This window comes from Stutzerimonas sp. NM35, from assembly GCF_054604355.1.
On sequence record NZ_CM137728.1, the window covers coordinates 1,882,770 to 1,907,591 of the forward strand.

Annotated in this window: 22 protein-coding genes and 1 pseudogene; 9 read left to right on the forward strand and 14 right to left on the reverse strand. The window is 60.4% G+C overall.

All coding sequences use genetic code 11. From position 1 onward, the window contains the following. Positions 1 to 163: 163 nt before the first annotated feature. Positions 164 to 2,917 carry a response regulator gene (locus ACYCFC_RS08850; protein WP_459653713.1) on the reverse strand — a complete coding sequence of 918 codons (2,754 nt, stop codon included), beginning with the start codon at positions 2,915 to 2,917 and terminating at the stop codon, positions 164 to 166. 94 nt (positions 2,918 to 3,011) lie between these two features. Beyond that, complete coding sequence (locus tag ACYCFC_RS08855; RefSeq protein ID WP_181082610.1) at positions 3,012 to 3,638, reverse strand: TRIC cation channel family protein; 627 nt, start codon at positions 3,636 to 3,638, stop codon at positions 3,012 to 3,014. Between the two features lie 119 nt (positions 3,639 to 3,757). Here ACYCFC_RS08855 and ACYCFC_RS08860 point away from each other — a divergent pair, with 119 nt between their 5' ends. Continuing rightward, entirely contained in the window at positions 3,758 to 4,678 is a 921-nt protein-coding gene (locus ACYCFC_RS08860) for an HTH-type transcriptional regulator ArgP (protein WP_459653714.1), read from the forward strand. Positions 4,679 to 4,683: 5 nt separating this feature from the next. After that, positions 4,684 to 5,397, forward strand: a complete 714-nt coding sequence (locus tag ACYCFC_RS08865; RefSeq protein WP_459653715.1) for a 4'-phosphopantetheinyl transferase family protein — start codon at positions 4,684 to 4,686, stop codon at positions 5,395 to 5,397. An 82-nt stretch (positions 5,398 to 5,479) separates the two neighbouring features. Here the strand turns inward: ACYCFC_RS08865 and ACYCFC_RS08870 are convergent, their stop codons facing one another. Together ACYCFC_RS08870 and ACYCFC_RS08875 are read right to left on the reverse strand one after the other, a co-directional pair. Next, on the reverse strand, positions 5,480 to 7,081 hold the full coding sequence (locus tag ACYCFC_RS08870) for an ATP-binding protein (protein ID WP_459653716.1): 1,602 nt from the start codon (positions 7,079 to 7,081) through the stop codon (positions 5,480 to 5,482). Next, a complete protein-coding gene (locus tag ACYCFC_RS08875) occupies positions 7,078 to 7,797 on the reverse strand; it encodes a response regulator (RefSeq protein WP_459653971.1) in 720 nt (239 codons plus the stop codon). Before ACYCFC_RS08875 ends, ACYCFC_RS08870 begins: the two co-directional genes overlap by 4 nt. 734 nt (positions 7,798 to 8,531) lie before the next feature. Between ACYCFC_RS08875 and ACYCFC_RS08880 the strand changes: the two genes are divergently transcribed. Both ACYCFC_RS08880 and ACYCFC_RS08885 read left to right on the forward strand, forming a co-directional pair. Further along, positions 8,532 to 11,426 (forward strand): ribonucleoside-diphosphate reductase subunit alpha, encoded by a 2,895-nt coding sequence (locus ACYCFC_RS08880; protein ID WP_459653717.1) that lies wholly within the window; start codon positions 8,532 to 8,534, stop codon positions 11,424 to 11,426. 451 nt (positions 11,427 to 11,877) lie between these two features. Further along, entirely contained in the window at positions 11,878 to 13,125 is a 1,248-nt protein-coding gene (locus tag ACYCFC_RS08885; protein WP_459653718.1) for a ribonucleotide-diphosphate reductase subunit beta, read from the forward strand. A gap of 57 nt (positions 13,126 to 13,182) precedes the next feature. On the opposite strand, the gene ACYCFC_RS08890 is transcribed toward ACYCFC_RS08885, so the two are convergent. The 5 genes from ACYCFC_RS08890 to ACYCFC_RS08910 all read right to left on the reverse strand — a co-directional run bounded on the left by ACYCFC_RS08890 (position 13,183) and on the right by ACYCFC_RS08910 (position 17,016). Continuing rightward, positions 13,183 to 14,871 (reverse strand): DUF2326 domain-containing protein, encoded by a 1,689-nt coding sequence (locus tag ACYCFC_RS08890; protein WP_459653719.1) that lies wholly within the window; start codon positions 14,869 to 14,871, stop codon positions 13,183 to 13,185. Next, positions 14,852 to 15,085: an ABC-three component system middle component 6 gene (locus ACYCFC_RS08895; RefSeq protein ID WP_459653720.1), complete on the reverse strand. Its 234-nt coding sequence runs from the start codon at positions 15,083 to 15,085 to the stop codon at positions 14,852 to 14,854. The genes ACYCFC_RS08890 and ACYCFC_RS08895 overlap by 20 nt, the downstream gene beginning before the upstream one ends. Further along, positions 15,075 to 15,632: a hypothetical protein gene (locus tag ACYCFC_RS08900; protein WP_459653721.1), complete on the reverse strand. Its 558-nt coding sequence runs from the start codon at positions 15,630 to 15,632 to the stop codon at positions 15,075 to 15,077. Before ACYCFC_RS08900 ends, ACYCFC_RS08895 begins: the two co-directional genes overlap by 11 nt. Positions 15,633 to 15,652: 20 nt before the next feature. Continuing rightward, positions 15,653 to 15,889, reverse strand: coding sequence for a hypothetical protein (locus tag ACYCFC_RS08905; protein WP_459653722.1), 237 nt, complete (start codon positions 15,887 to 15,889; stop codon positions 15,653 to 15,655). A 221-nt stretch (positions 15,890 to 16,110) separates the two neighbouring features. Further along, positions 16,111 to 17,016 (reverse strand): LysR substrate-binding domain-containing protein, encoded by a 906-nt coding sequence (locus tag ACYCFC_RS08910; RefSeq protein ID WP_459653723.1) that lies wholly within the window; start codon positions 17,014 to 17,016, stop codon positions 16,111 to 16,113. A 117-nt stretch (positions 17,017 to 17,133) separates the two neighbouring features. On the opposite strand from ACYCFC_RS08910, the gene ACYCFC_RS08915 reads away from it, so the two are divergent. The 4 genes and pseudogenes from ACYCFC_RS08915 (at position 17,134) to eco (ending at position 20,207) form a co-directional block, all read left to right on the forward strand. Next, entirely contained in the window at positions 17,134 to 17,859 is a 726-nt protein-coding gene (locus ACYCFC_RS08915) for an FMN-dependent NADH-azoreductase (RefSeq protein ID WP_459653724.1), read from the forward strand. 466 nt (positions 17,860 to 18,325) lie between these two features. After that, positions 18,326 to 18,736 carry a BRO-N domain-containing protein gene (locus ACYCFC_RS08920; RefSeq protein ID WP_459653725.1) on the forward strand — a complete coding sequence of 137 codons (411 nt, stop codon included), beginning with the start codon at positions 18,326 to 18,328 and terminating at the stop codon, positions 18,734 to 18,736. Between the two features lie 213 nt (positions 18,737 to 18,949). Beyond that, a pseudogene (locus tag ACYCFC_RS08925) lies at positions 18,950 to 19,473 on the forward strand (REP-associated tyrosine transposase). 257 nt (positions 19,474 to 19,730) lie between these two features. After that, complete coding sequence (gene eco, locus ACYCFC_RS08930; RefSeq protein ID WP_125863490.1) at positions 19,731 to 20,207, forward strand: serine protease inhibitor ecotin; 477 nt, start codon at positions 19,731 to 19,733, stop codon at positions 20,205 to 20,207. Positions 20,208 to 20,388: 181 nt separating this feature from the next. Here eco and ACYCFC_RS08935 read toward each other — a convergent pair whose 3' ends face one another. The 5 genes from ACYCFC_RS08935 to ACYCFC_RS08955 all read right to left on the reverse strand — a co-directional run bounded on the left by ACYCFC_RS08935 (position 20,389) and on the right by ACYCFC_RS08955 (position 23,935). Beyond that, complete coding sequence (locus ACYCFC_RS08935; protein WP_125863491.1) at positions 20,389 to 21,732, reverse strand: HAMP domain-containing sensor histidine kinase; 1,344 nt, start codon at positions 21,730 to 21,732, stop codon at positions 20,389 to 20,391. Continuing rightward, positions 21,729 to 22,424, reverse strand: coding sequence for a response regulator transcription factor (locus tag ACYCFC_RS08940; RefSeq protein ID WP_125863492.1), 696 nt, complete (start codon positions 22,422 to 22,424; stop codon positions 21,729 to 21,731). Before ACYCFC_RS08940 ends, ACYCFC_RS08935 begins: the two co-directional genes overlap by 4 nt. A gap of 20 nt (positions 22,425 to 22,444) precedes the next feature. Beyond that, a complete protein-coding gene (locus tag ACYCFC_RS08945; protein ID WP_459653726.1) occupies positions 22,445 to 22,909 on the reverse strand; it encodes a Spy/CpxP family protein refolding chaperone in 465 nt (154 codons plus the stop codon). A 97-nt stretch (positions 22,910 to 23,006) separates the two neighbouring features. After that, positions 23,007 to 23,447, reverse strand: coding sequence for a hypothetical protein (locus ACYCFC_RS08950; RefSeq protein ID WP_125863494.1), 441 nt, complete (start codon positions 23,445 to 23,447; stop codon positions 23,007 to 23,009). A 29-nt stretch (positions 23,448 to 23,476) separates the two neighbouring features. Continuing rightward, entirely contained in the window at positions 23,477 to 23,935 is a 459-nt protein-coding gene (locus ACYCFC_RS08955) for a c-type cytochrome (protein ID WP_312299924.1), read from the reverse strand. 147 nt (positions 23,936 to 24,082) lie between these two features. Here ACYCFC_RS08955 and ACYCFC_RS08960 point away from each other — a divergent pair, with 147 nt between their 5' ends. Continuing rightward, positions 24,083 to 24,778: a GNAT family N-acetyltransferase gene (locus ACYCFC_RS08960; RefSeq protein WP_459653727.1), complete on the forward strand. Its 696-nt coding sequence runs from the start codon at positions 24,083 to 24,085 to the stop codon at positions 24,776 to 24,778. Positions 24,779 to 24,822: the final 44 nt, after the last annotated feature.

A 24,822-nucleotide genomic window follows, 5' to 3' on the forward strand; every position in this document is an offset into this window, starting at 1 on the left:
GGTTTCCGAAGGCCTAATCCGACAAAGCGAGGCGTAATCCGGCGAATCACCTCGGCCCCACCTGTCGGGTCGGTGAAGCGTGACCGACCTACGGCCCTGAAGCCGCGAATGGAGGTTGGGCCAAGGTCCGCGCCCGATCGAACAGCCCATGCCGTGTTGAGCGCTAGGCGATCCGGGTTTCCTGCTGCAGCCGGTCAATGGCCATATCCAGTTCATCCAGGGCATGGGCGGCGTTGGGGTGATCCTGCTTGAGCAGGATCTCGCTGCGCTCGCAAGCCGCACGCAGCTGCGGAACTCCGCAATAGCGCGTAGCACCATGCAGCCGATGCACACGGTCGATCAATGCCTGGCGGTCATCCCCTAACCGCGCCTCACGGATGGACAGGCGATCACTCTCCAGAGAGGCCAGCAACATGCTGATCATTTCTGCCGCCAGATCAGGCTTGCCCGCCGCCAGGCGCAAACCCTCTTCTGTATCCAGCACCTTGAGGTTGTTTTCGGGTGGTGCCTGCTCGACAGGCGCAACACCAACGCTGCGAGGCAATGGCAAGCCGGTCCACTTCAGCACCACCTGCGCCAGCTGCCGTTCGCTGATCGGCTTGGTCAGATAGTCATCCAGTCCGCTCTGCAGCAGCGAACGCTTCTCGCTGGACAGCGCGTGTGCGGTGAGCGCAACAACCGGAAGGGGCGGTTGACCGCTATCGGCCTCCCATTGGCGGATCGCCTCGGTGGCCTGGCGACCGTCCATGCCAGGCATCTGCATATCCATGAACACCATGTCGAAGGTTTTGCGCCTGACGGCCTCAAGCGCTTCCTGCCCACTGCTCACCGCCTCAGCCTCACCACCCATATGGATCAGCAGGGTTTCCAGCAGCAGCAGATTGGCGGGGTTGTCGTCGACACAGAGTACCCGTGGCGGACGGCTTGTACTCACCAGCGGAGATTCGACCAAGCCCTGCTGCGGATGCAACAGATCGAGCAGTATCCGCTGCAGTTTGCGCGTGCAGGCAGGCTTGCCCTGCAACTGGGCATGGGTGTGGGATTCGGGCAGCGCTTCATGAAACTGCGCCTGCTCGCTGGTCGGGCATAGCACGATGCACTTGCAGCCGAGCCCTTCGAACTCCCACAGGCGCTGACGCAGTTGCGCAGGCGCAATTTCGCGACCGGTCACGCCAAGCACGGCAGCTTCGACCGGCTGTTCGCCTGCTCGCTGCGCGGCTACCGCTTCCTGCAACTGATCCAGACTGTCGAACGGCAGCACTTTCAGGCCACAGCTTTCCAGCTGGTGCCGCAGCGCCTCGCGGGCCAGCGGGTGCTGTTCGAGCAGCGCGACCCGACGCCCCAGCAGGGCCGGACGCGGCAAGTCTTCAATATCGTCGTGAGCTCTGGGCAGGCTCAGGCTGATCCAGAATTCGGAGCCCTCATCGGGAATGCTGTCGACCCCGATCTCACCACCCATCTGTTCCACCAGGCGCTTGGAAATCACCAGCCCCAGGCCGGTACCGCCCGGCTGGCGCGACAGCGAGTTGTCCGCCTGGCTGAAGGCCTGGAACAGCGCCCGCAGGTCCTGATCGGTCAAACCGATGCCGGTGTCCTGCACGCTGATGCGCAATTGCGCACGATCCGCACGCTCGTCCTCGACCATGGCGCGAACCACGATGGTGCCTTCATTGGTGAACTTGATGGCATTGCTGACCAGGTTGGTCAATATCTGCTTGAGCCGCTGCGGATCGCCCACCAGCGACAGCGGCGTGTCGCGATAGACCAGGCTGACCAGTTCCAGCTGCTTGGCATGCGCCGCCGGGCCGAGGATGGTCAGGGTTTCCTCGATCAGGTCACGCAGATTGAAGGGTACGTTTTCCAGTATCAGCTTGCCGGCTTCGATCTTGGAGAAGTCGAGAATCTCGTTGATGATGCCCAGCAGGCTGTCGGCGGACTGTTCGATGGTCGCCAGGTAATCCTGCTGACGCGGCGTCAGGTCGCTTTTTTGCAACAGATGGGTGAAGCCGAGAATGCCGTTGAGCGGCGTGCGGATTTCGTGGCTCATGTTGGCGAGGAACTCGGACTTGATCCGGCTCGCCTCCAGGGCTTCCTTGCGCGCCAGATCGAGTTCGATGTTCTGGATTTCAATGGTTTCCAGGTTCTGCCGTACATCCTCGGTGGCCTGATCGATGCTCTGCTGCAATTCCTCGCGAGCGCTGAGCAGGGCCTCGGCCATGCGGTTGATGCCGGCGGCCAGCTCGTCCATCTCGTGACTGCCCAATGCCGGCAGGCGGGTTTCAAGATGGCCGTCCCGAAGTTGCGCCACAGCCACCTTGACCCGATGCAGCGGCTTGCTGATGGCGGTGCTCATGCGTAGCGCCAGCATTGCGGTAATGACCAGCCCGGCGCTGATCAGCAGCAGGCTGGTGAACATGCTGCGGTAGCCACGCAACAGCGTACCCTCGTGCGACAACTCCAGCTCCAGCCAGCCAATCTGTCGCAAATCGCTGTTCTGGGTGTCCCCGGCAAGGTTCAGATGCTTGCCCAGTATCGGCAGCAGAATACGTGTGGTGTCGAGGCTGCTGACCTGGGTCAGGGCTTCGGGGTCGGCTGGCGGCGAGGGCGTGACCATGTTCGGCCCGGCGTGGGCGAGCAGGTTGCGCTCGATACCAAGCACCGTTACCGCACGCACATCCGGCTGGTCGAGCACCTGGTTGAGAATACGCTGCAGGCGCCGACCATAGCCCTGCGCCATGGCCGGCGCGGCCAGCGGTGCCAGCTGCGTGGCAATCAGCTGGCCGCGTTCATCGAGCTGGTGACGCATCTCGCTCAGCTGCATCCAGGAGAAATACGCCCCGAGCACCAGCGCCAGCGCGGTCCCCGGCAGCAACGTCAGCAGCACTACACGACTCTTTATTCCCAGGTCCTTGAGCATGGATCCATTCCCATGATTGCCAGCTTGGCAGTGTAGCGGCTCGACGAAGGGGAATCTGCCCTGTCACCTGACCGAACGGCTGGAGTCAGCTGAATCAGTCCAGGCCGCGAATGTCCTTGCCGTTGAAGTCCGGCAGTTTCCAGCCAAAACTCATGGCCAGCACGCGGAACAGGAAACCGCTGCCCAGGGCCAGTAATGTCGCGACCGAGCTGTTGACCTCCAGCCAGAGCATGCCCACGTAGAACACGCCAGTGAACAGCGCCACCGTGGCATAGAGTTCGCGCTGCAGCACCAGCGGCACCTGGTTGCAGAGGATGTCGCGCAGCAGACCGCCGAAGATACCGGTGATCACCCCGGCCAGCACCACGATGGACGGGTGCGCCTCCATTTCCATCGCCACGCCGCAGCCGATGACCGTGAAAGCCACCAGCCCCAGGCCATCGACCAGCAGAAACACCTGGCGCAGGTGATGCATATGCCGCGCGATCATGGCGGTGACGATGGCCGCGCCGATGGTGAAGCTGAGGTATTCGGGATTGGCGATCCAGCCCACCGGATAGTGCCCCAGCAACACGTCACGCGCCGTGCCGCCGCCAAGCGCGGTGACGGTGCCCAGCAGGCAGATGCCGAACAGGTCCATGCCGCGCCGCATGCCCATGATGGCCCCGGACATGGCCTCGGCCGTGATCGCGATCAGATAGATAGTGTGCAACAGGGTCACGGCAACTCCAGAACGGGCAGGGTGAAAGGCGGCGCGATTATGAGGCACACTGCGCCTGAACTGTTGTAGCTAAGCAAATTTAGGCAATACAAATATTTACTTAACCGGAGCAGCGCGCCGTGCATCTCGACCCCCGACAGACCGAGGCCTTCCGCGCCGTCATCAGGACTGGCAGCTTCGAGCAGGCCGCTGTGCACCTGCACCTGACGCCACCGGCGATTTCGCAGCGCGTGCGCGCCCTGGAAAGCACCCTGGGCAACGCCCTGGTGGTACGCAGCCGTCCCTGTCGCCCGACCGAGATCGGCCAGCGGCTGCTGCAATACCTCAAGCGCGCCACCCTGCTGGAGGCCGATCTGTTGGCCGACCTGGCCGAGCGCAGCGACGCACCGCTGGTGGTGGTCGCAGCGCTGAATGCCGACAGCCTCGGCACCTGGTTCTTCCCGGCCCTGGCCGAGGTGCTGATGCGCGAACGGGTGCTGCTCGACCTGACCGTCGAAGACCAGGACCACACCTACAGCCTGCTGGAAACCGGCCTGGCCATCGGCTGCATCAGCACCGAGCCCAAACCCATGCGTGGCTGCAGCGCAAGCCCGCTGGGCAGCATGCGCTATCGCCTGGTGGCCTCAAGCGAATTTCGCCAGCAGTACTTCGCCAACGGCCTGACCCGCAACGCGGCGCGCAAGGCCCCGGTGGTCGCCTATACCCGCAAGGACCGCCTCACCTCATCCTTCCTGCTGCGCCAGCTGGGCCTGCCGGAAGGCGCCTATCCCTGCCACTACGTGCCCGGCACCGAAGCGCGCTTCAATGCCATCCGCTTTGGCCTGGGTTACGGCATGGTGCCGGAACTGCTGCTGCACGAGGCCCTGACCCAGGGCACCCTGGTCGATCTGGCCGGCGCTGCGCCGCTGGACATCTCGCTGTACTGGCACACCTGGAAGGTGCAATCACCCAGAATGGAAAACCTCTCGCGGCAGATTCTCGCAGCCGCCCCGAAGATCCTCGCCCGGCCCGACGAAGCCGCCGTGGCCTCGGAGACATGAGCCCGATGAGCCCTCAACCGTCCCATCCCGCCTGCTGCTCGCCGCTGCTCGAGCACTGGCCCCTGCCACGCGCCCTGCCCGGCGTGCGGTTGCTCAGCACCCGTTTCGACCCAAGCCTGCTGGAGGCCGAGGATTTCAGCCGTTGGGACATTCCGATACCGGACGCGGTGAGCAAGCGCCAGACCGAATTTCTCGCCGGACGCCTCTGCGCCCACGAAGCGCTGCGCAGGGTCACCGGCGTAGCGGGCATACCCGCCATTGGCGAAGACCGCGCGCCCTGCTGGCCCACAGGCGTGGTCGGCTCCATCACCCACGGTGCTGGCTGGGCGGCAGCGGTGGCCGCGCGCAACGAGCAGTGGCGCGGGCTGGGGCTGGATGTGGAAAGGCTGCTGCCGGTGGCACGCGCCGACCGCCTGGTCGGCGAAATCCTCACCCCCCGCGAGCAGGAAGGCTACGCCGCGCTGGATGACACGCAGCGTGCGCTGCGGGTGACCCTGACCTTCTCGATCAAGGAAAGCCTGTTCAAGGCGCTCTATCCCCTGGTGCACAAGCGCTTCTATTTCCAGGAAGCCGAGTTGCTCCACCACGACAGCAGCGGCCATGTATGCCTGCGTCTGTTGAATGACCTTTCGCAAGAGTGGAAAAGCGGCACCGAACTGGAGGGGCAGTTCGTACAGTTCGAGGATTACCTGCTGAGCCTCGTCAGCATCCCGAGATAGGCCGTCGCTTCGCAAGAGGATCACACCGCAACGCCGAACGTGTTCGGCCTGTGTGCCCCCCTGCGGTCGAATGAATTCGGCCCTACGGGACAATCTGTTTGCGCGGCCAGGCCAGGCTGAAGCAGGCGCCACCCAGCTCACTGCGGCTGATCTGCGCGCGGCCACCGTGCCAGTAGGCAATCCGCCGCACGATGGACAACCCCAGCCCATGCCCGCCGGAGGCCCGCGTGCGACTGTCGTCCAGGCGCAGGAAGGGCGTGAATACCTTCTCCCAATCCGCCTCCGGCACGCCCGGCCCGTCATCGTCGACGCTCAGACTCGCCCGTTCAGCATCCAGTGCAAAGCTCACCAGCACCCGCGTTTCGGCATGACGCATGGCGTTACTGACCAGATTGATCAACGCCCGACGCAGATAATGCGGCTCGGCCTCGACCTGGCTGTCATCACCGAGCGTCACACGAACGCCACACTCGATCCGGATATCCGTGCGCAACGGCGCCAGCTCGACGATCACCTGATCGACCAGCGTGCCCAGGTCGATGTTCTGGAAATTCAGCGCTGGCGAGCCGCGTTCAAGCCGGGTATAGACCAGCATTTCATCCACCAGCCGGTCGAGGTCGTCGATGTCGGCGTCCATGCCCTGCAGGTATTTATCCCGCGCCTGGGCATTCTGCGCCTCGGCGGTCATCTCCAGGCCGAAGCGCAGGCGCGCCACCGGCGTGCGCAGCTCGTGGGCCACCGCGCTGACCATCTCGCGCTGCACTGCCAGCAGTCGTTGCAGGTGAACGGCCATGCCATTGAAGGCCCTCGCCAGCTGCCCCACCGAATCGGTGCCGGCGTCCGGCACGCGCGTGGCCAGGTTGCCATTGGCGATGCGTGTGGCGGCACTTTCCACCTCGCGCAGACGCCGCTCCAGCTGGCGCACCAGCAGATAGACCGTCAGCCCGATCAGCGTCAGCCCGAGCGCACCGATCAGCAGCAACAGGTGCGGCGGATAGGGGTTGAACGGGTACAGCGGTCCCAGCGCCATGATCCGGGAGGTGCCGGATACCGCCGCGAATACGCGAATCGCCTCGCCGCCCCGGTCCAGTGCCATCACCGTATCACCCTCGTCAAGGCGACGACGCTGGTCATCATCCAGGCTGGCGCTGTCGCGCGTGAGCAGTTCGAGGGCATAGCCGAAACCGTGGGTCTGCTTGAGTTCGGCCAGGCGCTGCGGCTGTTCGTCTTCGGGAAAGCGGATCAGTTCGTCGATCAGCAGATAGATGGTTGCACGCGCCAGTTGCTCGCTGATCTGTTCGACTTCGGCGGTCAGCACCAGCCTGTCGGTGTCGCTGACCAGCGCAAAGACGGTCGTACTGTGCGGGCGCAGTTTCTCCACCAGCACCTGCCCACGCAGCAGTCGCGCCTCCAGGCGGCTTTCCAGATTGACGTCATCCAGGGTACGCACCCGCAATGGCACGCCCAGCAGACGGCCCCAGAGGTTGGCCGCCTGGCGCCGCTCGATGGGCGTCATGCTCTGCATGTTGTGCGCCATCAGGCGGAAGGTGCCACTGGCCAGCGTCTCCCGATGGCGGTCGGCACGTACCTCGTTGAGCAACTGCAGACCGCCCGCGCCCAGCAGCGCGACCAGCACCAGTACGGCGAGCATGCCGCCGTAGATACGCAGGAAGATGGAGTTCACTGCAGCGCTTGCGCCGCTTCGGAGACGAAAAGGTAGCCCTTGCCGCGCACCGTCTTGATCAACCGCGGGTGCTCGGGATCGTCACCGATGCGGGGCCGGATGCGCGAAATGCGTACATCGATTGAGCGATCCTGGCCGTCGTATTCGATACCGCGCAGTTCGGCAAAGATTTCCTCGCGGGACATGATCCGCCCCGGATTGGACGTCAGCAGCCAGAGCAGGTCGAACTCCGCCCCGGTCAGTTCGATGCCCTCGCCGCGCAACCAGGCCTCGCGCAGGGCACTGTCGATCACCAGCGGGCCATACTGCAGCCGCTTGCTGTGCGTGGTTGGCGCTTCAAGATGTTCGCGGCGCCGCAACAGGGCGCGAATTCGCGCCAGCAGCAGCCGGGGACGCACCGGTTTGCAGACATAATCGTCGGCGCCGGTTTCCAGGCCCAGTACCTGATCGAGGTCGTCGGCGCGGGCGGTCAGCATCAGGATCGGACCCTCGTAGCGCTCGCGCACCTTGCGGCAGACGCTCAGGCCGTCTTCGCCCGGCAGCATCAGGTCGAGCACCACCAGATCGGGCCGCTCGTTGATGATGCGTTCGACCGCTTGGGCGCCATCGGCCTCGATCGATACCTGCAAGCCGTTGCCTTCGAGATACTCCAGGGTCAGCTCGGCCAACCGCCGGTCATCTTCGACAATCAGGATGTTCCACGACTCTTGATCCACCATGCGCCCTCCCCCTGAAGCATCGGCGGCATTGTAGCGTCACGTCGGCACCGCAGGGCAGCGCCGCAACCGTCGCACCAGGCTTGCCCATTTCCAGCCAGCCCTCATTTTAAACGCCTTGGCAGGCACGCCACCCACTTTGACAAAACACTATATGTAGTGTTTGGCCGGAAACACTCCCAACCGCGAACCGGGCACCGGCGAAGGGCATTTCGTCCGGTTGGCGGCTAACCCGGCAGTGGTGCGGGCCGGTGATTTTTAACCCACAAACGACCCACATGTTATCCACAGCTTGTTCAATCCTGGCGCCTTGCACAAAGCGAAACCCGGCATTATCGTGTCGCTCCTGACGATAAAGACCCCATATGTTGGGTTGAGAAGAGCCATCAAGCACAACTGACGACAAAAGCAAGCGAAATAATTTTAGCCCGGCCTTTCCGCCCAAATCCTCCTTTCGAAGACCCGGTAAACCACTTTCGGGCTGCGCTCCCGACGCCAACGCCCTTGATTGTGCTCAATTCCAGAAATGGTGTACCCGAGGACCAGCTCACACTACATGTAGTGTTTTGAGGTTGTGAACTTCACGACTGATGACTATCCTTCGGGACAATCGATTCGCCACACCCAGACAGGTGAGAAATTCCCTTTTGTTGTCCCGCGCCGGCAAGCCGGCGCGTATTCATTGCAAGTACGAACCTTACGTGCCATCGAGACAGAGAGAATCCGGAGACCCCATGCAGAACGATTCCATTCGCGAGAACCCGCAGGCAGCCGAGACCACGCTGGATCTGGCCGCCACCGCGCCGGGCCAGTTGCGCGTGATCAAGCGCAACGGCACTGTCGTCGCCTACACCGATGACAAGATCACCGTGGCCATCACCAAGGCCTTTCTCGCCGTGGAAGGCGGCAACGCCGCCGCATCAAAGCGCATCCACGATACCGTCGCGCGCCTGACCGAGCAGGTCACCGCCACCTTCAAGCGCCGCATGCCCTCGGGCGGCACCATCCACATCGAGGAAATCCAGGACCAGGTCGAACTGGCCCTGATGCGTGCCGGCGAGCAGAAGGTCGCCCGCGACTACGTGATCTACCGCGAAGCGCGTAGCCAGGAGCGCAAGCGTGGTGCCGTCGATACTCCGGTCGACGCCCACCCGAGCATCCGCATCAAGCGTACCGACGGCAGCCTGGCGCCGCTGGACCTGGGCCGCCTGAACACCATCATCAACGAAGCCTGCGAAGGTCTCGCCGAAGTCGACGGTGCGCTGATCCAGAAGGAAACCCTGAAGAACCTGTATGACGGTGTGGCCCAAAGCGACGTCAACACCGCCCTGGTGATGACCGCGCGCACCCTGGTCGAGCGCGAGCCGAACTACTCCTACGTCACCGCCCGCCTGCTGATGGACACCCTGCGCGCCGAAGCGCTGGGCTTCCTCGACGTCGCCGAAGCCGCCACCCACCACGAGATGGCCGACCTCTACGCCAAGGCGCTGCCGGCCTACGTGGAAAAAGGTGTGGAGTTCGAGCTGCTCGACCCGCGCCTGAAGGAATTCGACCTGGCCAAGCTGGGCGCCGCGATCAACCACGAGCAGGACCAGCAGTTCACCTACCTCGGCCTGCAGACGCTCTACGACCGCTACTTCATCCACAAGGACAACATCCGCTTCGAGCTGCCGCAGATCTTCTTTATGCGCGTAGCGATGGGGCTTGCGATTGATGAGTCGCAAAAAGAAGCCCGCGCCATCGAGTTCTACAACCTGCTCTCAAGCTTCGACTACATGGCCTCCACGCCGACCCTGTTCAACGCCGGCACCCTGCGTCCGCAGCTGTCCTCCTGCTACCTGACCACCGTGCCGGACGACCTGGGCGGCATCTACGATTCCATCCGCGATAACGCCCTGCTCTCCAAGTTCGCCGGCGGCCTGGGCAACGACTGGACCCCGGTGCGCGCCTTGGGCGCCTACATCAAGGGCACCAACGGCAAGTCCCAGGGCGTCGTGCCCTTCCTGAAAGTGGTCAACGACACCGCCGTGGCCGTGAACCAGGGCGGCAAGCGCAAGGGCGCGGTCTGCGCCTATCTGGAAACCTGGCACCTGGACATCGAGGAATTCCTCGAACTGCGCAAGAACACCGGTGACGACCGCCGCCGCACCCACGACATGAACACCGCCAACTGGATTCCGGACCTGTTCATGAAGCGCGTGTTCGACGACGGCAAGTGGACCCTGTTCTCGCCAAGCGAAGTACCCGACCTGCACGACCTCACCGGCAAGGCCTTCGAGGAGCGCTACGAGTACTACGAGGCCCTGATCGAGTACGGCAAGATCAAGAACCACAAGACCCTGCAGGCCAAGGACCTGTGGCGCAAGATGCTCTCCATGCTGTTCGAGACCGGCCACCCCTGGCTGACCTTCAAGGACCCGTGCAACCTGCGCAGCCCGCAGCAGCACGTCGGCGTGGTGCACAGCTCCAACCTCTGCACCGAGATCACCCTGAACACCAACAAGGACGAAATCGCCGTCTGCAACCTGGGCTCGGTCAACCTGCCGAACCACATCGTCGATGGCAAGCTCGACACCGAAAAGCTTGCGCGCACCGTGCGCACCGCCGTGCGGATGCTCGATAACGTCATCGACATCAACTACTACTCGGTGCCGCAGGCGCGCAATTCCAACTTCAAGCACCGCCCGGTAGGCCTGGGCATCATGGGCTTCCAGGACGCGCTGTACCTGCAGCACATCCCCTACGGCTCCGATGCCGCCATCGATTTCGCCGACAAGTCCATGGAAGCGGTCAGCTACTACGCCATCCAGGCCTCCTGCGACCTGGCCGACGAGCGCGGCGCCTACGAGACCTTCCAGGGTTCGCTGTGGAGCCAGGGCATCCTGCCGCTGGATTCGCAGCAGATCCTCATCGAGGCCCGTGGCCAGAAGTACATCGACGTCGACCTTTCCGAGTCCCTGGACTGGGCCCCGGTACGTGCCCGCGTCAAGAACGGTATCCGCAACTCGAACATCATGGCCATCGCGCCGACCGCGACCATCGCCAACATCACCGGCGTGTCGCAGTCCATCGAGCCGACCTACCAGAACCTGTACGTGAAATCGAACCTGTCTGGCGAATTCACCGTGATCAACCCCTACCTGGTACGCGACCTCAAGGCGCGCGGCCTGTGGGACGCGGTGATGATCAACGACCTCAAGTACTACGACGGTTCCGTGCAGCAGATCGAGCGCATCCCGCAGGAGCTCAAAGACCTCTACGCGACCGCCTTCGAAGTGGAAACCAAGTGGATCGTCGATGCCGCCAGCCGCCGCCAGAAGTGGATCGACCAGGCGCAGTCGCTGAACCTCTACATCGCCGGCGCCAGCGGCAAGAAGCTCGACGTGACCTACCGCATGGCCTGGTACCGTGGCCTGAAAACCACCTACTACCTCCGTGCCCTGGCCGCGACCAGCACCGAGAAATCCACCGTCAACACTGGCAAGCTCAATGCCGTATCCAACGGCAGCGGCGACGGCTTCAGCGGCAGTCCGGCAAAAGCGGCTCCGGCACCTGAACTGTCCGCCGGCCCGGCACCAGTACCAAAAGCTTGTGCGATCGATGAACCCGACTGCGAAGCCTGCCAGTGAGTTAACTGGCGCACGAACCTGAGCGGCGCCCGCGTTGTTGCCGGGCCGCTTCGGCTCCTCACGTACAACAGTACGCTCCGGGGCCAAAGCAACCCGGCGCCTAGCGCTCACTCGCTCAGTTTCGCGCTCGCACGGAGCTGCCGCTGATAAGCGTGCTCTTCAGTAGGAGCGAACTTGTTCGCGAAACGCTATCCACCAACTCACAACCTGAGTTAACGCATAGCCGAAGCCACCTCAAAACCCATCCCCTCGCTCCTCCGGGGAGAGGGCCAGGGTGAGGGGCAGCCCCACCAGACAACCAAAAGGCCGGCCCTAAACCCCGACCTAATACAGAACACCGGGACCAGGGCACCACTCCCCCCCGACAAAACACCCGCTTTTGCGTGCAAACCAAAAGCCACCCGAACACTTCCGACCGGCCACCACCGGTCCCCAATCAGGAGAAACCGCCATGCTGAGCTGGGACGAATTCGACGAAGAAGAAACCACCACTGCCGCGCCGACCGCCGCTGCCGCACAGCCCGCGCAACAAAACACCGTCAAGCTGGACAACGAAGCCGCCGGCTCCGTCGAAGAAGCCCGCGCCGTCACCGCTGACGACTCCGCTGCCATCGCCCGCGCCAAGCAGGCCCTGAACGACCTCGACATCCAGGAAGGCCTCAACGAACTGGAAGGCGAATCCGCTCGCGTCCAGGTCGACGAGAAGCGCATGATCAACGCCCGCGCCGACCTCAACCAGCTCGTACCCTTCAAGTACGACTGGGCCTGGCAGAAGTATCTGGATGGTTGCGCCAACCACTGGATGCCGCAGGAAGTGAACATGAACGCCGACATCGCCCTGTGGAAGAGCCCGGACGGCCTCTCCGAGGACGAGCGCCGCATTGTCAAGCGCAACCTCGGCTTCTTCTCCACCGCCGACAGCCTGGTCGCCAACAATCTCGTGCTGGCCGTGTACCGCCTGATCACCAACCCCGAGTGCCGCCAGTACATCCTGCGCCAGGCCTTCGAAGAGGCGATTCACACACACGCCTACCAGTACTGCATCGAATCGCTGGGCATGGATGAAGGCGAGATCTTCAACATGTACCACGAGATTCCGAGCGTCGCGAAGAAAGCCTCCTGGGGCCTCAAGTACACCCGCTCGATCTCCGACCCGACCTTCCAGACCGGCACCGTCGAGACCGACAAGGAATTCCTGCGCAACCTCATCGCCTACTACTGCGTGCTGGAAGGCATCTTCTTCTACTGCGGCTTCACCCAAATCCTCTCCATGGGCCGCCGCAACAAGATGACCGGCACCGCCGAGCAGTTCCAGTACATCCTGCGCGACGAGTCCATGCACCTGAACTTCGGCATCGACGTGATCAACCAGATCAAGATCGAGAACCCCCACCTGTGGGACGCCGACATGAAGGACGAAGCGACCCAGATGATCCTCCAGGGCACCCAACTGGAAATCGAATACGCCCGCGACACCATGCCCCGCGGTGTGCTCGGCATGAACGCCGCGATGATGGAGGACTACCTCAAGTTCATCGCCAACCGTCGGTTGACGCAGATTGGTCTAAAAGAGGAGTATCCCGGCACCACCAATCCGTTCCCGTGGATGAGCGAGATCATGGACCTCAAGAAAGAGAAGAACTTCTTTGAGACGCGGGTTATTGAGTATCAGACGGGTGGGGCTTTGAGCTGGGATTGAAAACAGACAAACTCTTAAAAAAGGGGCTCTTCTAGAGCCCCTTTTTTAAAAAAAGCACTATATTTTAAAAAACTTATCTTCATCATCCAAAAAAAGCACCACATCTCCTTCATATTTTTTATATATCTCATCGCTAAACTTGTCAGAAAGCAAAGAAATTATCTGCTGACCCGGCAAGCCCTTCGAGAAGGTAAATATTTCATCAATCTGCTTATGATCAATATCTTCTATACTGTCATGAAAAACAAACTTAGGACGACGTATATCCAATAAGCTCACAGACTTGATGTAAGCAAAATCAAAAGCAATAACCTCCGCCTTCTTTTTACCCCCTTCTGGATTCGTCACTTCATTCTCTATAACTACAGAGCTAGAACCCGACGCCTCATCAAAACTGAAGTCAACACCGTACTCTTCCCCATGAACTGCTCGGGTAATAGCCTTAAACTGTGAATTCAAAACAGCCTCAAACTCGTAGACAATCTTGAGTTCCTTAACAATCTCCTCAACAATTTCGGACAACACGCTCTCAGCCGACGTCAACTCGCTTTTCGCTTTACTTTGCTGAAGCAGCAAACCCTCCAGCTTGCCGAGTTCAACCTTTACTTTCCCCAGCTCCCGCAATTTTTCTGTAATACTCTCTATGCTTCTTGTAGACCTCATATCGGAAAATATCGACAATTTCTTTTCTTGAAGGTTTTTTAATAGATCACCATATTCATTTTTTTCATTTACCAAGCCGGACAAACCAGTTTCTAAGAACTGCTTTTTCCGACTGATCAGTGTTTTATGTAGACCGAGTACAGAATTAAGATCCCTGATAGCACCATCAACATTAACACCAGCGTACTTATAGATCGATCTTAATTCAGAGCCTAGATACTCTCCTTTTTCAGCATTGAGAATTTCGACGGTCTTTTCGATGTTCAGCAATTTCCTTTCAACCGCCAGCAGGCGACCTATAGCATCGTCTTCAGCCTTTTGGATTTCCTGCAAAAGACTCACAGGATTCGAATACTCCGGAGAATAATCAAACTTAAGAAGATCATTCTCAAGTTTAATCGCTTGCCTTTTAATATTTCCAATTTCGGTCGCCGGCTTTTGCTCTTTAACTAATGCGTTGAGGGCTTGGGATTGCCTCTTACGTCGGCCGACCGCATTACTTGCATCTCGCTTCTGAGTAAGCAACTCAGTATTCTGAAACCCAAACAAATACAAGTACAATTCGCTGTATTCTTTAGCTGCAGCACGCACATCTAAAAAGTGCGTTGTATTGAGCATGCGATGACTGTCATTTCTGACAAACTTAGCAGCAACAGAACGCACAGTTGGCCTACGCGTAGATATATCAAAACAAAATTTCTGTATATTGCTTTCGTATTCCCTTTCTTCCACTAAGCTTCCATCAAAGACAAAGCGCGGCTTTCTATCACCTATGGCAAAATTTCGCGCCAATTGATGAAGCTTTCCATCTACACCTAAAAACACCAACTCTGCAATAACATCATGAGAGATAAACAAACCCTCAATCTCTTGGTTTGGACGTTTAAATTCCTCATCTATATATATCGAGTCAATCGAACCCAAAAGCAAAAAGTCAAAAACTCTCGAGAGGGTGGACTTACCCACACTATTCCCCGACCGCCCTACCCCTCTTCGATTTGTCACTAGGTTGAGTCCATCATGAAAACCAACTATACGCCTCGACTCGCCATCAACCTTTATTTCAATACTGATTAATTTCATATGCGCGAATCCTTTCACCCTCAATATAAACTGCACCAATCATGTAAAGCCAGTCCAAACTTAAAATAATATGATCAACTGAAACCCCAACCTCTGAAGGAAAAACATTTAACAACCAGTCAATTTCAACCTTTCCAGATAAAATTTTTTCCAGAATTCTTGCACCAAGCACTAACACGTTTATTTCTGGATCACAGCCTGGACTAGGGAGCATCTGGATTCTCCATGACCACGCACTCAATAAAAGCGTGCGCCACAACCACATTAACTCCTAATTCTATGCTTTCTTTATAAGCCGGCTTATTCATCGATTCGTAGACAAAATTCCGCAACCTCGTGATTACAAAATCAATAATAAAAATAGAGTTTTCACGGATCTTTTCAATATCAACAGCGCCGCATACGTAATCTATACCCAACTCATCCAGAGCCGAGCAATAGAACCCATTTAGATTCTGCAGAATCAAGTCCTTCCCAAAAGGAACTTGCACATCCATATCTTTATAAGCCTCTTCTATTTTTGAGGAGTGCTCAAGATACTGCTTTATTATATTTGATCTCGCCCGAAGATTATTATGTTGGATTTTTTGTACCGTCTCCGCTGTCGGCCTTCGATTAAGCCGAACATACGAAGATGCTTTACTTGCAAGACATACAAGCAGCTCGCTAATAGCTGAATTGACCTGGTATTCAGGCGAATCACCTATATTAACGTTACCGGCTAAATTTTCTATAGTTACTGTCTTCGTAACACCATTCATCACCACCCCCAAAGTCCAACCTACATATTTATTGTCATTCCACCAGAATTCCTCTTAGTATAAACATTCCCATCACCCGAGAGAGCAACGTTATCGTTCCCCATGCTCTCCAATTTAACCTCTAAAGCTCCAAGTTTAACTCTTAGTTCTTTATTCTCTTTAGCCTTCAAAATTCCGAAAACTGTTCCGATTACGGTACACAGCCAAGAAATAGAAACACCAACATCAGACTTAAAAAATTCGACGATCATATCCATACGCTCACCCTTACTAAAAATAGAACCACACAATAGTTGGAGACACTTTTCAAAATTCAATTAGCAACATATTTCTATGTATTTTTCACTTTGGCGAGAATACCTCGGGAAACCTCCTTGTGCCACTACAGTGACATCATATAACCCTTTGAATAAAAGCGAGCAGCCTGGAAGCGACGCGAGGAAAAGGCTTCGCCGTTTCCACCCTACGCTGCGGCGAACTAGCCAGTCAGCTCACACAACCCACCCGGCACCTTCATCACCCAATCCCTCACCGCCAAAACCGTCGGATCATCCCGCCGGCCCTCCGGATATACGAGATGAAACGGCTTCCCCTCCATCACCGGCCCAAAGGGCTGCACCAGCCGCCCTTCCCTCAACTCATCCTCGATCAACTGGCGACTCATCAAGGCCACGCCCTGCGCGCCGATGGCGGCTGAAATGGCGTGGGTTTCGTCGGAGAAGACCAGCCCGGCGCTGACGTCCAAACCCGGCACGTTGGCCAGTTTCTGCCACGACGCCCAATGTATCGGGGCGGACGTCGCGCCCTGGGCGCGGAAATGGATCAGGGAGTGCTTGGGCAGCTCTGCCACGTCATGCAAGCCAAGCAGCGGGCTGCAGGTCGGGACGAAGGTGTTGTCGAACAGCTTCTCCGCCACCAGCCCCGGCCAGCGGCCGTCGCCATAGCGGACGGCGATATCGGCCGTGACGCCATCCAGCGCTACCGGTTCGTGGGAGGTATGAAAGCGCAGATCAATCTCCGGGTGGGAATCGCGCAGCATGCACACCCAGGGCACCAGCCAGCGGACCGCTATCGCCGGTGTGGTGCTGAGCGTGATCGCCTGGCGGCAGGGCCCCGCGCTGAGGCGGTCGACGGTTGTGGCGATGGAGTCGAACGACGTTTCCAGCACCTGATGCAGTTCGCGCCCTGCGTCGGTCAGTTCCAGCTTACGGGGCTTGCGCAGGAACAGCGCCACGCCGAGCGACTCTTCCAGCAAGCGAATCTGGTGGCTGATGGCCGTGGCGGTGACGGACAGTTCTTCCGCCGCCTGCTTGGCGCTCTCATGGCGGGCGGCCGCTTCGAAGGCGCGCAAGGCGGAAAGCGAGGGCAAGCGGCGGTTCGCCATGGCTGAGTTTTCCTCATCTGTACCCGGAAATAATGATCGTTTGTCGCTTACAGAGCCTAAACCTAGCCTGGGTCTACCGCGAATGACAGATGAATTCATCTACAGAGGAGACCCACCATGACGCACCTTCTGCACCTCGATGCCAGCGCCCGCCCCGGCCTTGCCGGCAAGGACGCCCACGGCTCCCACAGCCGCAATCTCAGCCAGCGTTTCGTCAGCCAATGGCTGTCCCGCAATACGCAGGACAGCGTGACCTATCGAGACATCGGCCAGAACCCGCCCTCGTTCATCGACCATGACTGGATCGCCTCGGCCTTCACGCCGGTAGAGCGCCGTGAGCCTTGGATGAAGGACGCGCTGGCGGAAAGCGACCAACTGGTGGATGAGCTGATAGCAGCCGATGTGCTGGTAATCGGGACGCCGCTTTACAACTTCAGCATGCCCGCGGCGCTCAAGGCCTGGGTCGATCAGGTGGTGCGTCTGGGCCGGACGGTTGAGGTCGACGAATCCAAACCAATCGATCCCTACGTCCCCTTGCTCGCAGAGCGGCCACGGCATGCGGTCATCCTCACCGCCAGGGGCGGCGTAGGCTTTGGCGCCGGAGGGGAGATGGCACATATGAACCATCTGGAATCCAGCCTGGCGACAGCGCTTGAGTTTATCGGGATCACTCGCATCCACCAGATCGCGATCGAAGGCCAGGAAGTCGGTGGCGAACTGTTGGCTGCCTCGGTAGCCCAGGCGCAACGTCGGGTTGATGTCTTGGTGGCAGAGCTGCAGGCGGAACTTGAGCGCACCGCTCCGGCCTTGGCCCACCAGACGCAGGCCGAACTCATTTGCTAGTAGCGATCATCGATCGTTCCCACGCTCCGGCGTGGGAACGCAGCCTTGTTGCCCGGCGCTCCCCGCTACCGGATGGTCTGGAACACTTACTGGCGCAGAGCACCGCGAATTGGCTCCCACGCAGGAGCATGGGAGCCATCAGCCGCTCCGGCGTGGGAGCCATCAGTATCGCTCCCCCCGAACGTCTTGTTCCTGGGCTCGTAGCTTGACCACCTCCCACACGCCCCCTACCCTAGCCGCTGGCGCCTAAGAAACGCCTCACACAGCGGCCTGCCCGCTTCCGACATCGCGGCTTTTTTGTGCCTACGGCCCGCCCGTGCGCGCAAGAAAAACACCTCTGCGACGTCGGGAGTGGGCTAATAAAAGACCCGAAAGGGAAATACGTCCGGCCCTCTGTGTGGGGTTTCTTAGCTCCCGGCACCAGCCAGCCCTAAGAAAGCTGACCAATCACACAGAGGTAAAGGAAATGCCTACCACTCATACCCTTCATTTTGAAGGCAAGCCTGTTCGCATCCATCATTTCGTCGACGGTCAACCCTGGTTCGACGGCAGCGATCTCGCGCTGTTCCTGGGCTATGCGGACGCTATCGAAGCACTGCATCGTCACTGCAATCAACAGGGCCTGAACTTCGGCAGCGGGACGCGTCCGTTACGCCTGATCGACCTGGGCAACGTGTACCGTCTGATCGTCAACAGCCCAACCGCCCAGGCGGAACGCTTCGAGAGCTGGCTACGCCAGGATTGCTTGCCGCACTTCGTCGATTTCGCGCGGCCATCGCAGAGCGACGGGCCGAAGCTGGAAAAACGCTACGTGGAAGTGTTGTGGTGGCAAGGCAAGCACTGGATAAGCCTGAGCGACCATGACGACGGGGGCTGAGCCCACATTCAGTTTGCGTTAGATCGGTATCGGGGCAGAGATTTACCCGATAAAGGAGCCTGGAAGGGACGCGTGGAAAAGGCTTCGCCGTTTTCCACCCTACATGCGGATGCGTCGACGGAATCAGGGGTGTGCATGACGTAGGGTGGATAACGCTTTGCTTAACCACCGATACGCATCAACCGACCACGCCACGCTCAAGGATGAGCTGCCATGTCTCGATACCGCCGCGCACGGGTGCCGGGTGCAACCTATTTCTTCACGGTCAATCTGCTGAACCGCAGAAGCGATCTGCTTGTGCGCCATATCGATCTGCTGCGCGATACGGTACGCGCTCCCCCCTGGCGCGCCATCCTTTTCATATCGACGCCTGGGTCGTGCTGCCCGACCACATGCATTGCGTATGGACGTTACCGGACGGTGACGCCGATTTCGCTCTGCGCTGGAAGGTGATCAAGTTCGGTTTCGCCAAGAGGTTGCCGAAAACCGAGGTGCTGACGGCAACCCAACACGCCCGCGGTGAGCGAGGCATCTGGCAACGACGCTATTGGGAGCACCTGATCCAGGATGAACGCGATTACCGGCATCACGTCGACTATGTGCATTTGAATCCACGCAAGCACCGCTTGGTGGACCGCGTTGCCGATTGGCCTTATTCCAGTTTCCATCGAGCCGTCAGGGCTGGTTTCTATTCCGGGGGTTGGTGCGGCGACGACGGTACGGGACAGGATGCGTAGGTGGATGCTGAGCAACGCGTGGAAAAGGCTTCGCCGTTTTCCACCCTACAGGACGCCGGGCATGACCGCGCCTTGCATTGCCACAGTGAAGCGTGTGAAATCGCGCATCAGCGCCTGAACACCCGCAAGTGCCGAGTGTCCTACCGACGACCGCAGCCTTGCCGGGCTCAGGAATTGCTCACAACAGTCACTGGCTTCAGCCAACCCGGCCACAGCCATCAACGGAAGGCCCACAAGGCCTACGATAAGGACTCCTCATGACCTCGCCCAAACTGCCTCTGATCGCCCTTCTCTGCACCCTACCGCTGGCAGCCTGCGCCGCCACGCCCGAAGCGCTCAAGCCCTACCCGACCGCTGCCGAGGGCTACCAGCGCCACGTGATCGATCTGCCGCCCCAGGCCAACGAAGCCGAGCACAAGGTGGAAATCATTGCCGGCAAGACCCTGGAAGTGGACTGCAACCAACAGCGCCTCGGTGGCCAATGGCAGGAAAAGACCGTGCAAGGCTGGGGCTATACCTATTACGAACTGGGCCAGGTCGGCCCGGCCGTCAGCACCCTGATGGCCTGCCCCGATGACAGCCGCAAGCAGGCCTTCGTGCAGGTGGGCGGCGAGCCCCAGCTGGTGCGCTACAACAGCAAGCTGCCACTGGTGATCTATGCGCCCGCCGACATGGAAGTGCGCTACCGCATCTGGTCCGCGGCGCAAGACGCCACCCCCGCCCCGCGCCAGTAAAGAGTTCGAACCTCGGTTTTCCACTGGGGGACTATCGTGCGAATCAATAAGAATGGGATTACATCGACTATCAGGGCGCCTTTGTCATTCCGGCCATGTAGGAAGAGTCATTCGATCCAGAGACGATTTCGGTCCGTAATAACCGCGTGACGGGCATGTCGCCCCGCCGTTTTCAGCAGGCCTACGGTCCAGCAGGCTCTTCTACCGGTGCGGGCAGAGCCACCAGAACCGCAAGACCCGGCCGGGCGGCACGTATCTCTAAAGTCCCACCATGCGCCTGCGCCACCAGGCGAGACAAGTACAGCCCTAGGCCCACACCACCAGCGGCGCGCGTTCGTGCACTGTCAGGACGGTAGAACGCCTGGGCGAGCTGCGAGCGCTGCGGCTCCGGGACGCCGGGGCCATGGTCGCGCACCTCGATTTCCAGACCGCCTTGCAAGCTGCGATGCAGCGTGACCTCGGGGGCCTGAGCCCCACTGGCGCCATGCCGCAACGCGTTGTCCAGCAGGTTGCGCAGCAGAACGCGTATGCGGTTGGAGTCCAGTTCCAGGCGGGGCAGATCCGCGTCACTGTGCAGGCGCACCTGTTCGGCCGCCGCGTAGCTCACTGACAGTTCCTGAAGCACACCCCGGGTCAGCGCGGCGATATCGACCGGCTCGCGCTGCAGGGCCACGTGCCCGACCAGGCGTTCGCTCTCCAACAGGTCCTCGATCAGCCGGGCCATAACCTGACAATCTCGCAGCAAGGCATCACGTTGCGGCAGTATCTCGGCCGTCTCGGGCAGCAGCTCGGCATTCAGGCGCGCCCGGGTCAGCGGGCTGCGCAGTTCATGACTGATGGCCAGCAACAGGGCGCGCTTGGCTTCGAGCATCTGGTGGATTTCACGCCCCATGTGATTGAGCGTGGCGGCCAGCTCGCCCAGCTCGCCGGGCTGGTCCGCATAGCGTGCGGCTATCGGCTGGGAGAAGTCGCCAGCCCCGAAGCGCCGCGCGCCATCGCCGATGATATCCAGCGGCCGGAGAAGACGCCGCACGTACAACCAGGCCAGCAGGGTCAACAATAGCAAGGCGCTCAGCCCGTAGCAGCGCCACTGCGCCCCGCTATCCACCGCCGATCCGTCGATACCAAAGGTCAGAATGTGGCCATCGGCCGTGTTGCGTTGCAGCAGCAAGTTGATCTCTTCAAGCGGGCCAACACGGTGCGGCGCAGGCGCTTCAAGATCATACGAGGCCCAGTTGATCGCCGGGCCGCGGATGGACAGCGTCAACGGCAGCCGCTCGACCAGCGCCTGCGCTCGGGCAAGGTCGGGTCTTCCGTCAGGGGCGACATCGCTGGCCAGTCGGTCGATGTATTCGACCAGCAGCGGACGCGCGGCTCCGCGCCAGCCTTCGGACACTGCCTGGCGCGCACCGGCCAGGAACACCAGGGTGAAGGCGGCGGCCAGCAGCAGGAATACCAACACCATACGCATCTTGATCGAATGCGCGATGCGCCGCCGCGCCTGATGCAGGCGTGCGATGTTCATGGCTGGGGCGTCCGTGCACGCAGCGCCAGCGTGTAGCCGGCGCCGCGCAAAGTCTTGATGCAATCCAGCGGTTCGAGCTTCTTGCGCAGCCGGCTGATGACGATATCCACCGCACGAGTGAACAGCTCGGCGTCCTTGCCGCGCAGGCGGTTGAGGATTTCGTCGCGGCTGAACACTCGGCCGGGTTCGCGGGCCAGCAGCACCAGCAGTTGGTACTCGGTGCCGGTAAGTTCCACCTCGGCACCGAAACGCGACACCCTGTGGCAGGCGGTATCGATCGACAGTCCCTCGTAGCCCAGCGTTTCGCCGCCGATTTCCCTATGCCGTGACGGTTTGAGCCGGCGCAAAACCGTCTGCAGCCGCGCGACCAGCTCGCGCGGCTCGAAAGGTTTGGGCAGGTAGTCGTCGGCGCCCAGCTCAAGCCCCACCACACGGTCCATCACCTCGCCGCGCGCGGTCAGCATGATCACCGGGATATCGCTGTCGCGCCGGATGGTGCGGCAGACCTCGAAGCCGTCCATTTCCGGCAGCATGACGTCCAGGATCACCGCATCGAAGTCACCGCCGCGCAGGCGCTCCAGCGCTTCGCTGGGGGTCACCGCCTGCGTCAGTTGCAGTTCGAAGCGCTGAAAGTAGGCGCTCAGCGGTGGGCCGAGCTGCTCGTCATCGTCGATCAGAAGAATACTGTTCATGCCGATACTCGTCGCGCCGGTCAGAAACCGGGGCCGCCCCAGCCCCAGCCACGGCGACGTTCTAGGCGCTCGCGCACCTGCTGCTGTTGCTCCGCAGTCAGGCTGTCGTAGAAGTCCGCGAGTGCGATCAGCACCCGTGGGCCCTGGGTCTGCAGGGCCTCAGTGCGTTGTGTCAGCATCGCCTGCGCCTTGTCACGGTCGAACCGCTCGGTGGCGATCAGCATGGCGAATTCGGCCTGCATATCGGCGCCCTCCCCGCGCATGGCCTTGCGCTGGGCGTTCAGCTCATCGCACAGGGCGTTCAGCTTGAGGCGTTGCTCGGCGCTCAGCTCCAGCTTGTCGCTGATGCGCTCGATCATCTTGGCGTGGCGTTCGGCGCTGCGCTCTGCGTTCCAGTAACCCGGGCCATGCGTGCCGCAGGCGGTCAGACCTCCAAGCAGCAGGGCGGTGCCGGCCAGGCCGATCAGGGTTCGTTTGAGGCTCATGGTGCTACTCCTTCGGTTGGGCTCGAAGCCGCTACCCACCAACATACCCGGGCAAGCGACTTCCAGCGTCTGATGCAAATCAACAGAATCTAGGGAATCAGCGTGCGGCCACTCGGCCAGTCAGCCGTAAACCGTCCCGCATGCTGCGGACCAGCAGGGTGACGTTGACGGCGCCGGCCAGCAGTTCCACAACTTGCAAGGCATAGAAACCAGTGTCGAAGCGGCCGTCATTGGCCCAGGCCGCGAGCACGAAGGCGCTGGGCAGCAATACCAGCAGGCCGTTCGCGGCGATGACCTTCATGCGCCGACCCTTGGCCTCGATGAGGCCACCACGCCGCCCACGAGCATTAACGAAGCCACTGGCTCCAGTCATGGCCATGGCCGGGATCAGCAACCACATGCCGGTCAGTACGGCGTTCTTTACCGCCGCCACATCATGCGGCGCCAGAAACAGTTCCGCGACGATCGTCGAGGTCCAGAAGGTCGCTATACAGACGAGCGCGATGGCACCCGCCACACCATGCAGTATCGATTTCACGTTGTGCGCTCCCTTGGATGTTGTCGGGGTTAGTTCGGACCACTGCGATAGGCGCGATGGCAGGCCACGCAGGTGTCGCCCAACTCCCGGTGCGCCTGGCTCAGCTGTTCGCGGTCGGACTGCGGAAGGGCGGCCAACTGCTGGAGATTGTCCGCCGCCTGCTTGAAGGCCTGCGACTTCTCCACGAAATCGGGGAAGTTTGTCCAGATGGCGCCCTTGGCTCGGTTGAAAAAACCGCCGGTGCTGCCGGCCGGATACAGCTCGGGAATACGCTCGGCAAACGTGGCCAAAGATTGCGCGGAGGATGCCAGCGTTACCCAGTCGCCGGCGTCGATGGCCTCAGCTATCCGCTCGACGGACTTCTTGGCGGCCTTGTAACCCTGCTTGCGTTCATCAACCGGGTCGTTCGAGGCCGCGTAGGCCAGACCTGACAGGCCGACGGCCATCAGGGCTAAAGCAGTGGCAATCGGCCGGAGGTACGTCGTCATAGGAGATTCCTTAGCGATATGAACTGGCCGTCAGCGTGCCAGTAGGCACCCCGCATTGGGTCTCGAACAGGTAGCGATTCTTTTCGTTTCGTTTCAACACCGGGCCCGCCCGCTACAATGCCCACCCCGCCGCACCGGAGCTTTTGCATGTTCACCCTCACCCACCTGGACACCCCGCCGCCCGAGTCGATGAAAAGTCAGGTGCTGCAGATGGTGGTGGACTACCTCGGCGACATCAGCGCGGTTTCGCTCACGTCCGGCAACCCGCTGTACCCGCTGTATCAGTACGTAGTGGGGTTCGAGGTGCATCGCTACCTCGATAGCATGGATGGCGCGCAGGCAGGCAAGCCCGAACTGATCATGGCACTGGATGCCGACGACCCGGCTCGCCTGCTCGGCTTCGCGCTATACCTGCCCTACGTCGATGATCCCGACGCCTGCTCGCTGATCTATCTGGCCGTGCAGGAAAGCCATCGCCGGCAAGGCATCGGTCGGGCCATGGTCGAAGAGATGGTGGCGCGTTACCCCCACGCGGAAGTGGCCTGCGTAGCCGGCAAGGTGCCGTACTTCGAAGCCCTGGGTTTCCTGCCGCTGGCGGCTCGCGGCCCCCAGGTGGTGATGAACACCCGCAGCCAGGCTTCGAACGGCGCGTTGGCGGTGCAGGATCTGGAGCCGATCTTCCACTCCAAGGAAGTCCGGCAGATTCACGGCTACCTCGTGAAACAACACGGCGAAAAAGCCATGAGCGACGCGGAGAAAGAGCGTGATCGCCTGCTCGACCAACTGGCCCGACAGGCACTGCACCTCACCGAGACCTATGCGGTAGCCAAGCATTTACATTGATCGCCCGACGGACGGGCACCAACGGATCCTGCTGCGCATTCCCC